Below are 16,202 nucleotides of genomic sequence, written 5' to 3'. Positions count from 1 at the left end.
AGGGTCGTTGGGCGCGGTCGGTGCCGCACTAACCTGAACGGGTGCGGACTTCGTTGATGGATGTGCTGGCCGACCGGATTCTCATCGCCGATGGTGCGATGGGCACGATGCTGCATGCCGCGGACCTCACGCTCGACGACTTCGACGGGCTGGAGGGGTGCAACGAGATCCTCAACGTCACCCGGCCGGACGTGGTGCGCGGCGTGCACGACGCCTACCTGGCCGCCGGCGCGGACTGCGTGGAGACCAACACGTTCGGCGCCAACCTCGCCAACCTCGCCGAGTACGACATCCCGCAGCGCATCCGGGAGCTGTCGGAGGCGGGTGCCCGGATCGCCCGGGAGGCCGCCGACGCGGCCAGCACGGCGCAGCGACCGCGGTTCGTGCTGGGCTCGATCGGGCCGGGCACCAAGCTGCCCACCCTCGGGCACGCCGCCTATGCCACGCTGCGCGACGCGTACCAGGAGAACGCCGCCGGTCTGATCGTTGGCGGCGCGGATGCGCTGATCATCGAGACCTGCCAGGACCTGCTCCAGGTCAAGGCGGCCGTGGTCGGATCGAAGCGGGCGATGACCGAGCTGGGCCAGCCGGTCCCGATCATCTGTCACGTGGCCGTGGAGACCACCGGCACCATGCTGGTGGGCAGCGAGATCGGGGCGGCCCTCGCCGCGATCGAACCGCTCGGCGTGGACCTGATCGGGCTCAACTGCTCGACCGGCCCGGCCGAGATGAGCGAGCACCTGCGCTACCTGTCGCAGCACTCCCGCATCCCGCTGTCGGTGATGCCGAACGCCGGCCTGCCGGTGCTGACCGCCGACGGGGCATACTTCCCGCTGACTCCCGTGGAGCTGGTCGAGGCCCTGGAGCGGTTCATCACCGAGTACGGCGTGGGGCTGGTCGGTGGCTGTTGCGGCACCACACCGGAGCACATCCGGGTGCTGTCCGAGCGGCTGCACGGCGTCACCGCCACGGCACGCGAGCCGCGGCACGAGGCGGGTGTCTCGTCGGTGTACCACCCGGTGCCGTTCGCGCAGGACGCGTCGGTGCTGATGGTGGGGGAGCGGACCAACGCCAACGGGTCCAAGGCGTTCCGGGACGCGATGCTCGCCGGTGACTGGCGGGCCTGCGTGGAAATCGCCCGCAGTCAGGCGCGCGACGGCTCACACCTGCTCGACCTGTGCGTGGACTACGTCGGCCGCGATGGCACCCAGGACATGCGGGAGTTGGCCGGCCGGTTCGCGACCGCGTCGACCCTGCCGATCATGCTGGACTCCACCGAGCCGAACGTCGTCGAGGCCGGGCTGGAGATGCTCGGCGGCCGGTGTGTGGTCAACTCGGTGAACTTCGAGGACGGCGACGGCCCCGACTCCCGGTACGCGCGGGTGATGCCGGTCGTCCGCGAGCACGGCGCGGCGGTGGTGGCGCTGCTCATCGACGAGGAGGGGCAGGCGCGTACCCAGGAGTGGAAGGTCCGGGTCGCGGCGCGGCTGATCGACGACCTGACCGGCCGCTGGGGCATGGACCGCGCCGACATCCTGATCGACGCTCTGACCTTCCCGATCGCCACCGGGCAGGAGGAGACCCGTCGTGACGGCATCGAGACGATCGAGGCGATTCGGGAGATCACCCGCCGCTACCCGGGGGTCAACTTCACCCTGGGCGTCTCGAACATCTCCTTCGGGCTCAACCCGGCCGCCCGGCAGGTGCTCAACTCGGTGTTCCTGCACGAGTGCGTGCAGGCCGGTCTGACCTCGGCGATCGTGCACGCCAGCAAGATCCTGCCGATGTCGAAGATCCCCGAGGCGCAGCGCGAGGTCGCACTGGATCTGGTGTACGACCGGCGCCGCGAGGGGTACGACCCGGTGCAGCGTTTCCTCGAGCTCTTCGAGGGCGTCGACGTGACCAGCGCCCGCGCCAGCCGCGCTCAGGAGTTGGCGGCGTTGCCGCTGGACGAGCGCCTCAAGCGGCGGATCATCGACGGTGAGCGCAACGGCCTGGAGGCCGACCTGGACGCGGCGATGGCCGGTGGCCGACCGCCGCTGTCGATCATCAACGACATCCTGCTGGACGGCATGAAGGTGGTCGGCGAACTGTTCGGCTCCGGGCAGATGCAGCTGCCGTTCGTGCTCCAGTCCGCCGAGGTGATGAAGACCGCGGTGGCGTACCTGGAACCGCACATGGAGACCACGGAGGACGGCGGCAAGGGTCGCATCGTGCTGGCCACCGTGCGCGGCGACGTGCACGACATCGGCAAGAACCTGGTCGACATCATCCTGTCGAACAACGGCTACGAGGTGGTGAACATCGGCATCAAGCAGCCGATCAGCGCCATCCTGGACGCCGCCGAGCAGCACCGCGCCGACGCGATCGGCATGTCCGGCCTCCTGGTCAAGAGCACGGTCATCATGAAGGAAAACCTCGCCGAGATGGCCACGCGCGGGGTCGCGGAGCGGTGGCCCGTCCTGCTGGGTGGGGCGGCGCTGACCCGGGCGTACGTCGAGGACGACCTGCGGTCGATGTTCCCCGGGCAGGTGCACTACGCGCGGGACGCGTTCGAGGGGCTGTCCCTGATGGACAAGGTGATGACCGCCAAGCGCGGCGGCGCGCCGGTAATCGACCCGGAGCGGGAGGCGGCCCTCGCGGCGCGGCGGGCCCGCCGGGAACGGCAACGGTCGATGGTCACCGAGTCGCTGCCGGAGCTGCACGACTCCTCGGTCCGCTCCAACGTGGCCGCGGACGTGCCGGTGCCCACCCCGCCGTTCTTCGGCACCCGGGTGGTCAAGGGTGTGCCGATGGCCGACTACGCGGCGCTGCTCGACGAGCGGGCCACGTTCCGCGGGCAGTGGGGGCTGAATGGCGCCCGGGGCGGCAGCGGACCGTCCTACGACGAGCTGGTTGAGACCGAGGGTCGGCCGCGCCTGCGCTACTGGCTGGACCGGCTGATCGCCGACCAGGTCCTCGAGGCAGCCGTGGTGTACGGCTACTTCCCGGCGTACTCCGAAGGCAATGACCTGGTGGTGCTCGACGAGAACGGTCACGCGGAGCGTGCCCGGTTCTCCTTCCCCCGCCAGCGGCAGGAACGCCGGCTCTGCCTGGCGGACTTCTTCCGACCCAAGGGCGACCAGCTCGACGTGGTCGCGTTGCAACTGGTCACCGTCGGTCAACCCGTCAGCGAGTACGCGGCGAAGCTGTTCGCCCGCAACGAATACCGCGACTACCTGGAGGTTCACGGGCTCTCCGTGCAGCTCACCGAGGCCCTCGCCGAATACTGGCACCGGCGGATCCGTACCGAGATGACCCTGCCCGACGGCCGTCCGCTGGGCCACGACGACCCGGCGGACCTGGCCGGCCTGCTGCGCAACGACTACCGGGGCTGCCGGTACGCGTTCGGCTACCCGGCCTGCCCCGACCTGGAGGACCGGGCGAAGATCGTGGACCTGCTCGGGTCGGAGCGGATCGGGGTGGAGCTGTCCGAGGAGTTCCAGCTCATGCCGGAGCAGGCCACCGACGCCATCGTGGTCCACCACCCGGAGGCCAGCTACTTCAACGCCAAGTGATCCACGCGCACGGCGCCCACAGGGACCTGTCGAGCTACGCGGAGGGTGTCGAGAACGGCCGGGCGGCGTCGTCCTAGGGGAGGATGCGGCCACCGTGGCCGCACCAGACCAGGGAGATCCAGCATGGCGATCCAGCGGATGGACAACGTCCTCATCGTTGTCGAGGACCTTGACGCTGTCATCTCGTTCTTCGTCGAACTTGGCATGGAGCTGGAGGGCAGGGGGGCAGTCGAGGGACGGTGGGTGGAGCGGGTCATCGGGATCGATGATGTCCGGCAGGACGTCGCGATGCTGCGGACCCCGGACGGCCATGGCAAGGTCGAGCTGGCGATGTTCCACACGCCGACGGCGATCAGCGCCGAGCCGAAGGATGCACCGGCGAACACGTTGGGCATTCGTCGCATCATGTTCGCGGTCGACGACATCGAGGACGTCATTGCCCGCCTGCGTCGGCATGGGGCCGAACTCGTCGGGGAGCTGGAGCAGTACGAGGACATCTATCGGCTCTGCTACGTCCGCGGCCCCGAGGGCATCATCGTCGGATTGGCCGAACAGCTCAGCTGAGGGCCACCTGCGGTCCGCCGTGGCAGCAACGTCAGGGATGTAGGGGCCTCGCGGGCGGCGGATACCCCTACATCCCTGACGTTGTGCGGATCTTGCCGGCGCAGTGTGCGGGCCGCGCACTGGCGCGGCCGATCGTCTGGGTCAGGGTGGATGCAGCATCGATTCGCGGTCCGCGGTGCCGAGGCCGCCATCGGCGGGTCGGGGCCACACCGAAGGAGGTCGTTCCGTGAGGGCGGAAGAACAACAGAACGGCAAGTGGGCGCCCTGGTGGGTCTACCTCGTCGTCATCCTCGGCTGCAACTATGTGAAGCAGTACCTGGTTCAGGATCTGCCGGTAGTGGTCAATGCCGCGATCACCATCGTGCTCGTTGGGGCCCTCTTTCTGGCCATCACCGTGGTGTACCGCAGCGTGCGAGACGCCGGCCGCTAGCGACACCGGAGCGTCGCACCAGTGCCGCCGGGTCACGCGGAGGCGCGGCGTCTTGGGTACGCTGCGGAGATGTTCCGTGCGGCTCGTTCTGACGACTTCGAGCAGATCATCCGCCTCTACCGGCAACTGAACCCCGACGATCCGGTTCTCCGCGACGGGTCTGACGCAACGGCTTTCGAGCAGATCCTGGGCTCGACGGCGCTGCATCTCTTCGTACTCGAACTGGATGGGGTCGTCGTCGCCACGACGTACCTCAACGTGATCCCCAACCTCACCCGATCCGCATCGCCGTACGCCGTCATCGAGAACGTCGTCGTCGAGGAGTCGCGGCGAGGCACGGGTCTCGGCAGGCAGATCATGGCCGGCACACTTCAAGCCGCCTGGGATGCGGGCTGCTACAAGGCGATGCTGATGACGGGTTCGCGCAACCCCGCGACCCACGCCTTCTACCGGGCCTGCGGGTTCTCGGCCGACGTCAAGACCGCTTACCTCGCTCGGCCATCCTGACGAGCACGTGAGGGCTAGGAAGCTCCGGTGTCGGGGAAGGTCTCGCGCAGGGCCGAATCCAGCGACCGGCCGGTCGTCGGCTCGATGAACAGATCGGCCAGCAGGAGGTCGGCGACGTAGGCGGGATTGACGCCCGACTCCTTGCGGCCGAGTGCCTGCAACGCGCCGCCGAGGCGGAGGGCGGCCTTCGCCGCGCCGGCCGGCAGGCGGGCAACCCGGCGACGTCGACCGACCGCCTCGGCGATGCGCGCGATCATGTCGTTCCAGGTGAGATTCTCGTCGGCGACCGGGATGTCCGCACCGCTCGCCTGCTCCAGAGCGTCCACGGCGACGTCGGCCACGCTGCGCGCCGACGCTGCGGCGGTCCCACCGGTGGGAACAACCAAGGGTGTACGAGAGCGCGCCCACCGGTCGAGCGGCCCGGACCAGTTGGGCAGCCGATCGCCGGACCGACCGAAGACGAACGGCAACTCGAGTACGGCGACCGGCAGCTCCGGCCCGGCGGCCTCCCGTCCCTCCCGGGCCTGCTCCAGGCGGCAGCGGATGTACGTGTGACGCTCTGCGAGTCGCCACTGCGGATGCAGCCGGTCGAAGTAGGTGTAGTACGAGCCCATGACGACCCCGCGGGTGAGCCCTGCCCGGCGGGCGGCGGTGAACAGGCGTACCACCGGTTCGACGTTGTCCCGGCGGAACGCCGGGTAGATCGGTTTGGGCAGCGGTCGTTGCTCGTCGGTGCGGGTGGCGTAGACCACGCCGTCATGACCGGCGAGCAGCGGCCGCAGTTCGTCGATCGAGGCGGACTCCACGTCGAGCAGGTGGTCGACACCCGGACGGGCCGTACGCGCCACCGTGGTCGCCGTATGGCCTCGCTCGCGCAGCACGTCCACCACATGGGCGCCGATCAGACCACTGCCACCCACCACGAGAATTCTCACGCCGTATCGTCCACTCTGGAGACTGTTGCTTGTCAAGTCACGATCGTCGCCACCGGCCGGGCACCGATCATTGCTTGTTCTTCGCGACAAACCGACGTCGGTGGGCCCGGCCTGGTCGCTGTTCAGGCCGGGCCCACCGACCCCGTCAGCCGGTCAGGGTGAACTTCTCCCAGGCCCCGATCGCCGTACGGTTGGCGATCAGTGCCGCCGCCCCGGCGTTCTCGGCGGCGACGATCTGGTTGTTGGCCAGGGCACGCAAACTGACACTCCCGTCGGAGTTGGTGACGAGTTGGAAGGTCTCCCACGGTCCGATCGTCGTGCGGTTCGCGATCAACGGTTCGGCGCCCGCGTTCTCGGCGCAGACGTACATGCCGTTGGCGCGCGAGCGTAGGGCGATGGTGCCGTTGCCGGCGTCGACCCGGTCGAACTGCTCGGACGTCCCGATGGTGGCCCGGTTGGCGATCAGCGGGCTGGCGCCGACAGCCGACACGTACTGGCTGTTGACCTGCGCCCGCAGGCTGATCACGCCGCCGCTGGTGCCGGTGGTGAAGGTGAACGAGTCGACGTCGAACAGGTTGCCGGACCCGCCCTTGAACACCAGGTACAGCGTGGTCGTCGCGGCGGGCGGGTTGGTGATGGCGCCGGACACCTCGGTGAAGGTGTCCCAGCCACCGGTCACCGGCACGGTGACGGTGCCCAGCAGGGTGCCCGTGGCGGATCCCGCGCGTACCTCGATGGTGCCGCCGGCACCGGCCGAGGAGACCCGAGCGGTGAACCGGGTCGCGTTGGCCAGGTGGTACGGCTGGTAGGAAATCCAGTCGTTGTTCTCGATGAACCCGGCCGTGCGGCCACCCTCGGCGCTGGGGTGGTCGGCGAGTTGGACGCCGGACTGGGCGCCGAAGTGCTCGCCCTGCCGGTGTTTCGGTTGCAGGGTCTTGATGCTGTGCGTGGTGAGCCCGCCGTTGTCGGTGTAGGCGGCGTCGAAGACGCCGTAGATGTTGGCCGCCGCGTCGTGCTCACCGTCGGTGGGCACGGTGATCGTTCCGCTGCAGCCGGTCTTCGAGGTGATCTGGTGGGCGTGGCTGTCGTGACCCAGCGCGTAGGTGAGGCTCACCCTGGCGCAGTCGATCGTGCCGTCCTGCGGGTCGCTCACGCTGATCTGGTACGACACCGTGTCACCGAAGTTGAACAGCTGCCCGTTGGTGGGCGTGCTGAGCGTCACCGTCGGGGCGGTGTTGCCCACGGTGATGACCAGGCTCGCCGTGCCGGACAGGCCGGTCGGGTCGGTGACCTTCAAGGTGGGGGAGTACGTGCCGTTCGTGGTGTACGTCTTGGTGGGATTGGCCGCCGTCGACGTGGTGCCGTCGCCGAACGTCCACAGGTAGCTCAGCGCACCACCCTCCGGGTCGGAGCTGCCGGCCGACGAGAAGTTGACCGTCAGCGGGTTGGCCCCCGAGGTGGGGTTCGCCGACGCGACCGCGATGGGGCTGCGGTTGCCACCACCGATGTACTCGATCCGGAAGAGCGCCTGGTCGTTCGCGCCGGTGCCGTAGTCCAGCACGTACAGCGCGCCGTCCGGGCCGAAGGCCATGTCCATGACCTGGGTGCCGCTCCACGGGAAGTTGGAGATCTCCCCCCGGGATCCGTTGGAGTTGACCGCGATCGCCTTGATCCAGCGCCGGCCGTACTCGCCAGCAAAGAACTGACCGTTGAGCGACGCCGGGAACTTGATGCTGGAGTTGAGCGAGGCGTCGTACCGGTAGACCGGGCCGCCCATCGGCGACTCCGAGCCGCTGCCGAACTCCGACGGCGAACCGGAGTCACCGGCGTACTTGATCCAGGCCGCCTTCGCCGCAGGCAGGGTGGTGAGCCCGGTGTTGCGGAACGAGTTGTTGGTCGGCCCACCCGTGCAGTTGTACTTGGACTGCGACGGCCCGGACGGGAACGTGTATTCGTTGTATGTTTCGACGCTGGTGTTGTCGCCGGTGCAGTACGGCCAGCCGTAGTTGCCCGGTGCCGTGATGCGGTTGAACTCCACCTGACCCGAGGGCCCACGGCTGGAGTTCGTGGACCCGGCGTCGGGGCCGTAGTCACCGAGGTAGACGACGCCGGTCGCCTTGTCGACGCTCATCCGGAACGGGTTGCGCATGCCCATCGCGTAGATCTCCGGGCGGGTGCCCGACGTGCCGGGGGCGAACAGGTTGCCCGACGGGATGGTGTACGTGCCGTCCGTCTGTGGCTTGATCCGCAGCAGCTTGCCCCGCAGGTCGTTGGTGTTTCCCGCCGAGCGCTGGGCGTCGAACTGCGGGTTGCGGTTGGTCTGTTCGTCAATTGGCGCGTAGCCGGATGACTCGAAAGGGTTGGTGTCGTCGCCGGTGGTCAGGTACAGGTTGCCGGCGGCGTCGAAGTCCAGGTCACCGCCGACGTGGCAGCACTGCCCACGGTCGTTGGCGACCTGGAGCACGATCTTCTCGCTGCTCAGGTTGAGCGTGTCGTCGCTGTTGAGGGTGAACCGGGACAGCCGCAGGTGCCCTTTCCACCGGTCCCAGTCAGACGACGTGCCGGTGGTCGGGGCGTCCCCGGACGGGGTGCTCAACGTGGGCGAGTAGTACAGGTAGATCCACCGGTTGGAGGCGAAGTTGGGGTCGACGGCGACGCCCTGCAACCCCTCCTCGTCGTGGGTGTAGACGGACAGGGTGCCGGAGACCTTGGTGTTGCCGGCCACGTCGGTGACCCGCAGGACGCCGTTGCGGGCGGTGTGGAGCACCGAGCGGTTGGGCAGGACGGCCAGGGACATGGCCTCACCCAGCTCGGCTGAGCCGGTGGCGAGTTTGACCTGCTGATAGTCGGAGGCGGGAATGACCGCTGCCTGGGCGGGGGATGGTGCGGCAACAGCCAGGGTCACGCTCGCGACGGTGGTGACCGCCGCGACGAGGACCCGGGGCCAACGCCGGGGGTACGAGAGCATGATCGTCCTTCCTCGACGATCGGGGGCCGGGCGTGCGGGGGCGCACCACGGCCAGGAGGGGTGGTGAAGAGTCGACCGGCGAGCGGTCAGCCGGTGACGAGGTCGAACTTCTCCCATTGACCGATGGAGGTCCGGTTGGCGATCAACGCGGCCGCGCCGGCGTTCTCGGCGGCGACGTACCGGTTGTTCACCACTGCCCGCAGGCTCACGGTGCCGTCGGAGTTGCGCACGAGCTGGAACGTCTCCCACGCGCCGGCGGTGGCCCGGTTGGCGATCAGCGCGGCAGCACCGGCGTTCTCAGCCGCGACGAACTGCCCGTTGCCCTTGGCGCGCAGCGCCACGTTGCCGTTGCCGAGGTCGACCAGGTCGAAGCGCTCGGTGGTGCCGACGGCGCTGCGGTTGGCGATCAGCGCGGTCGTGGCGTTGGGCGCGCTGACGTACTGGTTGTTGGCGCGGGCCCGCAGGCTGGAGCCACTGGGCGGCGGGGTCGTGGTGCGCGGCGAGCAGTCGGCCGTCACGGCGCCTGCGGCGACACGGAGGCCGCCGAGCAGCATCCGGGTGAAGTTCGAGTCGCTGTAGGACGCTTCGGTGTGCCCGAGGCCCGTGTACCAGGCCCGCCCGCCGCCGTAGGCCTTGCACCAGGTGATCGGGTGGTCGCCGCTCATGTTGCCGCCGCTGTACGACGACTCGTCGAGGCTGGCGAGGACCCGCACGCTCGACCGGGGGTTGGTGCGGTAGTTGTACCACTCGTCGGTGCGGACCCAGGTGTCGCCCAGGTGGGCGGTCGACGGGTTCGTCCGGTCCTCGACCCGTACGGTGGCGGACTGGATCGCCGGGTGCGAGTCGAACCAGGCACCGACCAGCCCGCCGTACCACGGCCAGCTGTACTCGGTGTCGGCGGCGGCGTGCACACCGACGTACCCGCCGCCGGCGGCGATGTACGCCTCGAACGCGGTCTGCTGGGTGGCGTTGAGGACGTCGCCGGTCGTCGACAGGAAGACCACCGCCTGGTACTGGGCCAGGTTCGCGGTGGTGAACTGGGCGGAGTCCTCGGTCGCGGTCACGCTGAAGCCGTTGGCGGTGCCGAGCTGCTGGATCGCGGCGATGCCGGTCGGGATGGACGAGTGGCGGAAACCGGCGGTCTTGCTAAACACCAGGACCTTGGTCAGGGGTGCCGCCGAGGCCGGAGCCGGGAGGGCTACCAGGGTGGCCAGCAACACGGCCAGGCCGGTGACGAGGGCCAACAAACGGGGACGGGAACGCATGCTCTTGCTCCTCTGCTGAGCGTCGACCCCGGGCGTGCGCGTCACTGGCGTGCGGGCTCGCCGGGGGCCGGGTTGGCGGTGGTACGGAGCCGGGCCGCCGATGCTCGGCTGAGATGGTGCGGGGTGGTGCGGTGGTGTCGAACACCCTGACAGCCCAGTGTGGACGGTCGGAGCGCATCGACTTGTATCGCTGACGCAGTAAACCTCCGATGTCTACGCTCCGTCAAGCCCGCGTTCGTCGGTTACCACAGGCTGGAAGAGCCCAGCGGGATTCCTCAGCCCAGGACGGCTGGCGGTACGAGTGCCAACTGTTTGACCTGGCGCAGCATCAGCGCGGTCTCGACGGTGCGGATGCCGTCCAGCGCGCCGATCTTGTCGTTGAGGTACGCGTACAGCTCCTCGGTGCCCCGGCAGCGGACGGCCGCGATGATGTTGGTCTGGCCGGTGGCCGCGGCGGCGAACTCCACCTCCGGGTGCGCGGCGAGCGCATGCCCGGCCGCGGCCAGCGCGGACGGCGCCACGGTCAGCCACAGCATCGCGCCGATCTCGCGGCCCACGTGTTCCGGGGAGTACTGCACGGCGAAGTAGAGGACGCCGCTGCCGCGCAGCCGGTCCAGGCGGCGTCGCACCACGTCCTCGGACTGGCCGCACGCTGTCTGCAGGTCCGCGAGGGTGGCCCGGCCGTCCCGGAACACCGCGGCGAGCAGCGCCTCGTCGGTCTCGTCGACCGTGACGGTGCCCGGTGCCGCCTCCACCGGCGGGGGGCGCAGCGCCGCCTCCTGCTCAGTGGTGAGGGCGTTGGCCTTCTGCAGCCAGCGGAGGGGGCCGCCGTAGAAGCGGTGCAACAGGCAGTGTGCGCTGAACCCGATCACCCGCTGGGTGCGCTGTAGCCGGCCCAGCAGCAGTTCGTCCCGGGCGGCGGGGCTACGGGGCCTCATCTCGCAGACCACCTCGCTGCCGCCGGAGATCAACGCGACGTACGACGTGTCCGGGCGGCGGGCGAGCGCGTCGGCCAGCCGTTCGGACATGTCCGGGGTGCACCGCAGCCGGACGATCCAGTTGGAGCGGCCGACCCGGCTTTCGTCGGTCATGCCCAGCACACGCAGCCCGGCCTGGGTTTGCAGGCGTCGGAAGCGGCGGGCGACGGTCTGGTCCGAGACGCCGAGGACGGCGGCGATCCGACTGAACGGGGCGCGACCGTCGAGTTGCAGGGCCTGCAGCAGTTGCAGGTCGAGGTGGTCCAGGGGAGGGGGCACGGTCTTCCTGATCGTCGGTGGCGTCACCAGCGTAGAAGCCGGTGACGCCGCCGTCCTTCGGTTGGGTGAGCTCAGGCCGACACGGTCTCTGGTAGCGGGGCCGCAGGTTGTGGGTCGCGTACCGGGCGCGGACGGCGCAGCAGGACGACCGCGGCCAGGGCGGCGATGAGCATCAGCGTGGCCGACACCGTCAGGGACAGCTGGAAGCCGTCGAGGAACGCGTTGTTGAGGGCGTTCTGCACGCCGTCCTGCTGAGTGCCGTAGTCGGCGGTGGCGACCGCCTGGAAACCGCTGTCGCCCATCGCCGTGGTGGCGACCTGCTGGCGGTCACCGCTGACTCCGGCGTCGGTGAGGTGTCCCGGCAGGGAGCTTGCGGCCCTGCTGGTCAGCAGGGCACCCAGGACGGCGGGGCCGAGCGCGCCGCCGACCTGGCGGAACGCGTTGTTGCCCGCGGCTGCCATGCCGGCCAGCTGGAACGGCACGGAGCTGACCGCGGTCGCGGTCATCGGGGTCAGCACCGCGCCGAGGCCCAGGCCGAACAACGCGAGCCGCCAGCTCAGCTGCCCGAACGACGTGTCGGCGTCGACGGTGCTGAGGAAGAACAGCGCGACCGCCGAGATGAGCAGGCCGGCGCCGAGCAGCCAGCGCACCTGCACGCGGTGCATGAGGCGGGCGATCAGCGGCCCCACGACGACCGGCACTGCCGTGTTGGTCAGCAGCCGCAGCGCCGCTTCCATGGTCGACAGTTGCTGGACCAGGCCGAGGTAGAGGCTGAGCACGAAGATGCTGCCGATCACACCCATGAAGCTGACCATGGCGATCACGGCGGTGGCGTTGAAGCCGCGGCTGGCGAACAGGGCGGGGCTCAGCATCGGTGAGTCGCTGCGCTGCTCGATCACGACGAACGCGGCGAGGCTGAGCGCGGCCACGGCGAACGCCAGGAGGACGATGGGGTCGGTGAACGAGCCGGCGCCGCCCTCGATGACGGCGAAGACCAGGGCGACGATGGCGAGGGCCGCGGTGATCTGGCCCGGCCAGTCCAGGTGCCGCTTGCCCGACGCCCGCGAGTCGGTCACCAGCGGAATGGCGATCAGTGCGGTGAGCAGCGCGAGCGGGATGGCCGGCAGGTAGATCCAGCGCCAGGACACATGCTCGAGGATCGCCCCGGCCAGCAGCGGGCCGAGCGCGAGGGCGAGCATCAGGGAGGTGGCCCAGAGGCTGATGTACCGGCCGCGCTTGCGCGGGTCCGGCACGGCGTGGCTGATGAGCGCCAGCGTGGCGGGTAGCAGAGCGGCCGCGCCCACGCCGGCGAGCGCCTGGCCGACCCAGACCATCGCGATCGACTGTGCGGACAGCGCGACGGCCGCGCCGATCGCGCAGAACAGCAGGCCGGCCTGGAACACCTTCTTGCGCCCGTGCACGTCACCGAAGACGCCGGCGGTCAGGATGAGGGCGGCCATCGGCAGGACGAAGGCGTCCGACACCCAGGACAGGTCGGCGGTCGACGCGTCCAGCCCGCGCTGGATCGCCGGCAGGCTCACCGACACTGTCGTCACGGGCAGATAGGCGACGAAAACCCCCAGACATGCCATGACCAGTGTCGCGCCGAGCCGGTCTCCCGACGCCTTATTCGTGGTTGCCATCTACGCGCAGCTCCTCTTCGGCGGACCCGGTGCCCGGCCGACGAGCCAGCATCCGTGCGGTTGAGGCGCACCGCCAGCCGATCGCGCCGAATCCCGGAATACCGACATGCGGGCCCTGTGGCGCCGCGCTTTCCGACACCCTGATCGGCTCAGCGACGCCCGGCCGACCCGGTCGGGCTAGGTGTCGGCGATGGTCCGGTGGCTCCCGAGGGTCGCCACGGGAGCGGCTTCGGCGAGCGCGGTCCGGACGGTCTTCAGCAGCGGATCACCCGGGTGCTCGATCCAGTGCTGGACGGCGACCCGCAGGATGGCCAGGAAGGTCGCGGCCAGGAGGCGGGAGCGCAGTGCCACGTCGGCGTCGGTGAGCCGGTGGGCGAGTTCTGCGGCCAGCTCGCGCTCGATCGCGGCGTACGCCGCCACCTGAAGGGGGGCCAGGCCGGGCTGCCCGCGTAGTTTCCGGCGTTGGCCCAGCCAGGCGGGCTCAGAACCGCCGAACATCTCCGCGGTGAGGCGTTCGGCTGCTCGGCTCAGCACGGTCCACGGCGGCTCGTTGAGGGGCTGTTCGCGGATCAACTGCAACAGCCGGTGCAGGCGCACCGTGTCGCCGTGGAAGAGCGCCTGTTCCTTGCTGGAGAAGTAGTTGGAGAAGGTCCGCCGGGAGACGTTGGCGGCGTCGGCGATCGCTTCGACCGTCACCGCGTCGAACCCCTGGTCGGCGACGAGGCGCAGGGCGGCCTCATGCAGGGCGAGGCGGGTCGCCGCCTTCTTGCGCTCCCGCAGCCCGGTGGTCTCGTCCATCGCACAGAGGGTACGTGCGGGTGACGGACTTCTCAATGCGCAAACTTGCCTGTTGGGCAAGATCGGTAGATGCTTGCTTGGGGCAACCAACATATGTGTGTGGGGCGGACGTGGACAACGGTGTTAGTGAACTCGGGCTTCGCCTGTACGACCTGGTCAGAACCGTTCGGCTGCTGAGGCAACGCCGGGCCGAAGAGCGTCCGGCGATACCGCCGGGCCTGCTCGGCATGCTCGTGCAGATCGATCAGGTCCCCAGCGGCTGCCACGCCCGCGAGTTGGCCCATCACACCCGGCTCGACCCGTCGACGGTCAGCCGCTCCGTCACGGCGCTGGTCGCGCACGGCCTGGTCGAGCGGCGGCCCGACCTGACCGACAAGCGGGCGACCTTCCTGGCGGTCACCCCGGCCGGCCGGGAAGCCCTGGCCGGCAGCCACGGCTGGTACGGCGAGCTGCTCGAGCGAGCGCTCGCCGACTGGACTCCCGACGAGGTGACGGCGCTGAGCGCCGCCCTCGGCCGATTCGCCGGCGACATCGAGGTCGCCCTTGGAAACCACGACAACCTGGAGGCCGCGCGATGAGCGCACCCACCATCACGGCCGGCGCTGAGCCGATGACCCATCGGCGGACGCTAGAGGCGCTCAGCGGCCTGCTGCTGGTGCTGTTCGTCGCGATGCTGAGCAGCACGGTCGTCTCGACCGCGCTGCCGAAGATCATCGGATCGCTCAACGGCTCGCAGAACCAGTACACCTGGGTGGTCACCGCGACCCTGCTGACCGCGACCGCGACCACCCCGATCTGGGGCAAACTGGCCGACCTGTTCAACAAGAAGATCCTCATCCAGGTCGCCATCGTGGTCTTCCTGCTGGGCTCGGTCATTGCCGGCTTCTCGCAGACCGCAGGCCAGCTCATCGCCGCCCGCGCGTTCCAGGGCATCGGGGTCGGCGGTCTGCAGGCCCTCGTCCAGGTGGCGATCGCGGCCATGATCCCGCCGCGTGAGCGGGGCCGCTACAACGGCTACCTCGGTGGCGTCATGGCGGTCGCGACCGTCGGCGGCCCGCTGCTCGGCGGCCTCATCGTCGACACGTCCTGGCTCGGCTGGCGCTGGTGCTTCTTCGTCGGCGTGCCGGTAGCCGCCATCGCGCTGATCCTGCTCCAGGCCACCCTGCACCTGCCCACCGCGCGTCGCGAGAACGTCAAGATCGACTACCTCGGGGCCGGCCTGATCGCCGCCGGTGTCAGCCTGCTGCTGATCTGGATCTCCTTCGTCGACAGCTCGTTCGCCTGGGCCTCCTGGCAGACAGCGGCCATGGTGGGCGGCACGATCGTCCTGCTCGCCCTGGCGGTCTGGGTCGAATCGCGCGCGGCCGAGCCGGTCGTCCCGCTCGGCATCGTGCGCCAGCACACCACCGCGCTGGCCATCCTCGGCAGCCTCGCGGTCGGCATGGCCATGTTCGGCGGCGCCGTCTTCCTCGGCCAGTACTTCCAGATCGGCCGCGGCTACAGCCCGACGGAGGCCGGCCTGCTCACCATCCCGATGATGGCCGGGGTCCTCGGATCCTCGATCGTCGCCGGTCGGCTGATCACCAAGAGCGGAAAGATCAAGCCGTACATCGTCACCGGCTCGATCCTCCTCGTCGCCGGGTTCGCCCTGCTCGGCACCATCGACCACGAGACGTCGCTCGTCCTGGTCGGCGCCGCCATGTTCATCGTCGGCGTCGGTGTCGGCATGACCATGCAGAACCTCGTTCTCGCGGTGCAGAACACGGTCTCGCTCAAGGACATCGGCGCGGCCAGCTCCAGCGTCGCGTTCTTCCGGTCGCTCGGTGGCACCATCGGCGTCTCCGTCCTCGGCGCCGTCCTCGCCCGCCGGGTCAGCGACCAGATCACCCACGACCTCGCCGCCGCCGGGATCCCGGCCTCTGCCAGCGCGGGTGACAGCAACCTCAACATCACCGCGCTGCCCGAGGGGATCCAGGAGATTGTCCGGGCCGCGTACGGTGACGCCACCGGACACATCTTCCTCATCTCCGCCGCCATCGGTGTCGTCGGCGTGATCGCCGCACTTCTGCTCAAGCCGATCACCCTGCGGACCAGCCTCGACCTACCGGACGCCGCCACGTCGACGGCCGTCGCCGCCGACGCGATCGACGGCGCTCCCGCCTTCGACCAGGTGCACGTCGACGCCGAGCGGGACGAAACAGGAGACCGGTTGCTGCCCGCACACCGCGATCCGGGACGACATCGGCTCCAATCTGGACGCCGTCGACGAGCTGGCCGAG

The 16,202-nt window shown here is 69.6% G+C and carries 12 protein-coding genes; 6 read left to right on the top strand and 6 right to left on the bottom strand.

Features of this window, described 5'->3' with window-relative positions; translation table 11 throughout:
* The first annotated feature begins 41 nt into the window (after positions 1-41).
* The 4 genes from metH (at position 42) to ABZS37_RS14715 (ending at position 5,058) form a co-directional block, all read left to right on the top strand.
* Positions 42-3,557, top strand: a complete 3,516-nt coding sequence (gene metH / locus ABZS37_RS14730; protein WP_355169079.1) for a methionine synthase — start codon at positions 42-44, stop codon at positions 3,555-3,557.
* Between the two features lie 123 nt (positions 3,558-3,680).
* Positions 3,681-4,121, top strand: a complete 441-nt coding sequence (locus tag ABZS37_RS14725) for a VOC family protein (RefSeq protein ID WP_355169077.1) — start codon at positions 3,681-3,683, stop codon at positions 4,119-4,121.
* 226 nt (positions 4,122-4,347) lie between these two features.
* Positions 4,348-4,551 carry a hypothetical protein gene (locus tag ABZS37_RS14720; protein ID WP_355169075.1) on the top strand — a complete coding sequence of 68 codons (204 nt, stop codon included), beginning with the start codon at positions 4,348-4,350 and terminating at the stop codon, positions 4,549-4,551.
* Positions 4,552-4,572: 21 nt separating this feature from the next.
* Positions 4,573-5,058: a GNAT family N-acetyltransferase gene (locus ABZS37_RS14715; RefSeq protein WP_355169073.1), complete on the top strand. Its 486-nt coding sequence runs from the start codon at positions 4,573-4,575 to the stop codon at positions 5,056-5,058.
* 14 nt (positions 5,059-5,072) lie between these two features.
* Here ABZS37_RS14715 and ABZS37_RS14710 read toward each other — a convergent pair whose 3' ends face one another.
* The 6 genes from ABZS37_RS14710 to ABZS37_RS14685 form a co-directional block, all read right to left on the bottom strand.
* Positions 5,073-5,993: an NAD-dependent epimerase/dehydratase family protein gene (locus ABZS37_RS14710; RefSeq protein ID WP_355169071.1), complete on the bottom strand. Its 921-nt coding sequence runs from the start codon at positions 5,991-5,993 to the stop codon at positions 5,073-5,075.
* A 145-nt stretch (positions 5,994-6,138) separates the two neighbouring features.
* Positions 6,139-8,961 carry a PQQ-dependent sugar dehydrogenase gene (locus ABZS37_RS14705; protein WP_355169069.1) on the bottom strand — a complete coding sequence of 941 codons (2,823 nt, stop codon included), beginning with the start codon at positions 8,959-8,961 and terminating at the stop codon, positions 6,139-6,141.
* An 86-nt stretch (positions 8,962-9,047) separates the two neighbouring features.
* The gene (locus tag ABZS37_RS14700; RefSeq protein WP_355169067.1) at positions 9,048-10,226 is read right to left on the bottom strand and encodes a ThuA domain-containing protein; all 1,179 of its coding nucleotides are present in this window, start codon (positions 10,224-10,226) and stop codon (positions 9,048-9,050) included.
* 275 nt (positions 10,227-10,501) lie between these two features.
* Positions 10,502-11,482 carry an AsnC family transcriptional regulator gene (locus ABZS37_RS14695; protein WP_355169065.1) on the bottom strand — a complete coding sequence of 327 codons (981 nt, stop codon included), beginning with the start codon at positions 11,480-11,482 and terminating at the stop codon, positions 10,502-10,504.
* A 71-nt stretch (positions 11,483-11,553) separates the two neighbouring features.
* Entirely contained in the window at positions 11,554-13,125 is a 1,572-nt protein-coding gene (locus ABZS37_RS14690; protein WP_355169063.1) for an MFS transporter, read from the bottom strand.
* 177 nt (positions 13,126-13,302) lie between these two features.
* Entirely contained in the window at positions 13,303-13,923 is a 621-nt protein-coding gene (locus ABZS37_RS14685; RefSeq protein WP_355169061.1) for a TetR family transcriptional regulator, read from the bottom strand.
* A 110-nt stretch (positions 13,924-14,033) separates the two neighbouring features.
* Between ABZS37_RS14685 and ABZS37_RS14680 the strand changes: the two genes are divergently transcribed.
* A complete protein-coding gene (locus ABZS37_RS14680; RefSeq protein WP_355169059.1) occupies positions 14,034-14,501 on the top strand; it encodes a MarR family winged helix-turn-helix transcriptional regulator in 468 nt (155 codons plus the stop codon).
* On the top strand, positions 14,498-16,202 hold a 1,705-nt coding region (locus ABZS37_RS14675; RefSeq protein ID WP_355169057.1), incomplete at its 3' end, for an MDR family MFS transporter. The genes ABZS37_RS14680 and ABZS37_RS14675, both read left to right, overlap by 4 nt.

Source organism: Micromonospora sp. NPDC005413 (assembly GCF_040606435.1).
GTDB lineage: Bacteria > Actinomycetota > Actinomycetes > Mycobacteriales > Micromonosporaceae > Micromonospora.
This window is presented reverse-complemented; position numbering and strand designations above follow the sequence as displayed.

What these genes read in the sequence shown, in the direction of transcription:
- ABZS37_RS14725 (WP_355169077.1), top strand. Translation starts at nt 3,681, where the DNA reads ATGGCGATCCAGCGGATGGACAACGTCCTCATCGTTGTCGAGGACCTT.
- ABZS37_RS14705 (WP_355169069.1), bottom strand. Translation starts at nt 8,961, where the DNA reads ATGCTCTCGTACCCCCGGCGTTGGCCCCGGGTCCTCGTCGCGGCGGTC.
- ABZS37_RS14700 (WP_355169067.1), bottom strand. Translation starts at nt 10,226, where the DNA reads ATGCGTTCCCGTCCCCGTTTGTTGGCCCTCGTCACCGGCCTGGCCGTG.
- ABZS37_RS14690 (WP_355169063.1), bottom strand. Translation starts at nt 13,125, where the DNA reads ATGGCAACCACGAATAAGGCGTCGGGAGACCGGCTCGGCGCGACACTG.
- ABZS37_RS14685 (WP_355169061.1), bottom strand. Translation starts at nt 13,923, where the DNA reads ATGGACGAGACCACCGGGCTGCGGGAGCGCAAGAAGGCGGCGACCCGC.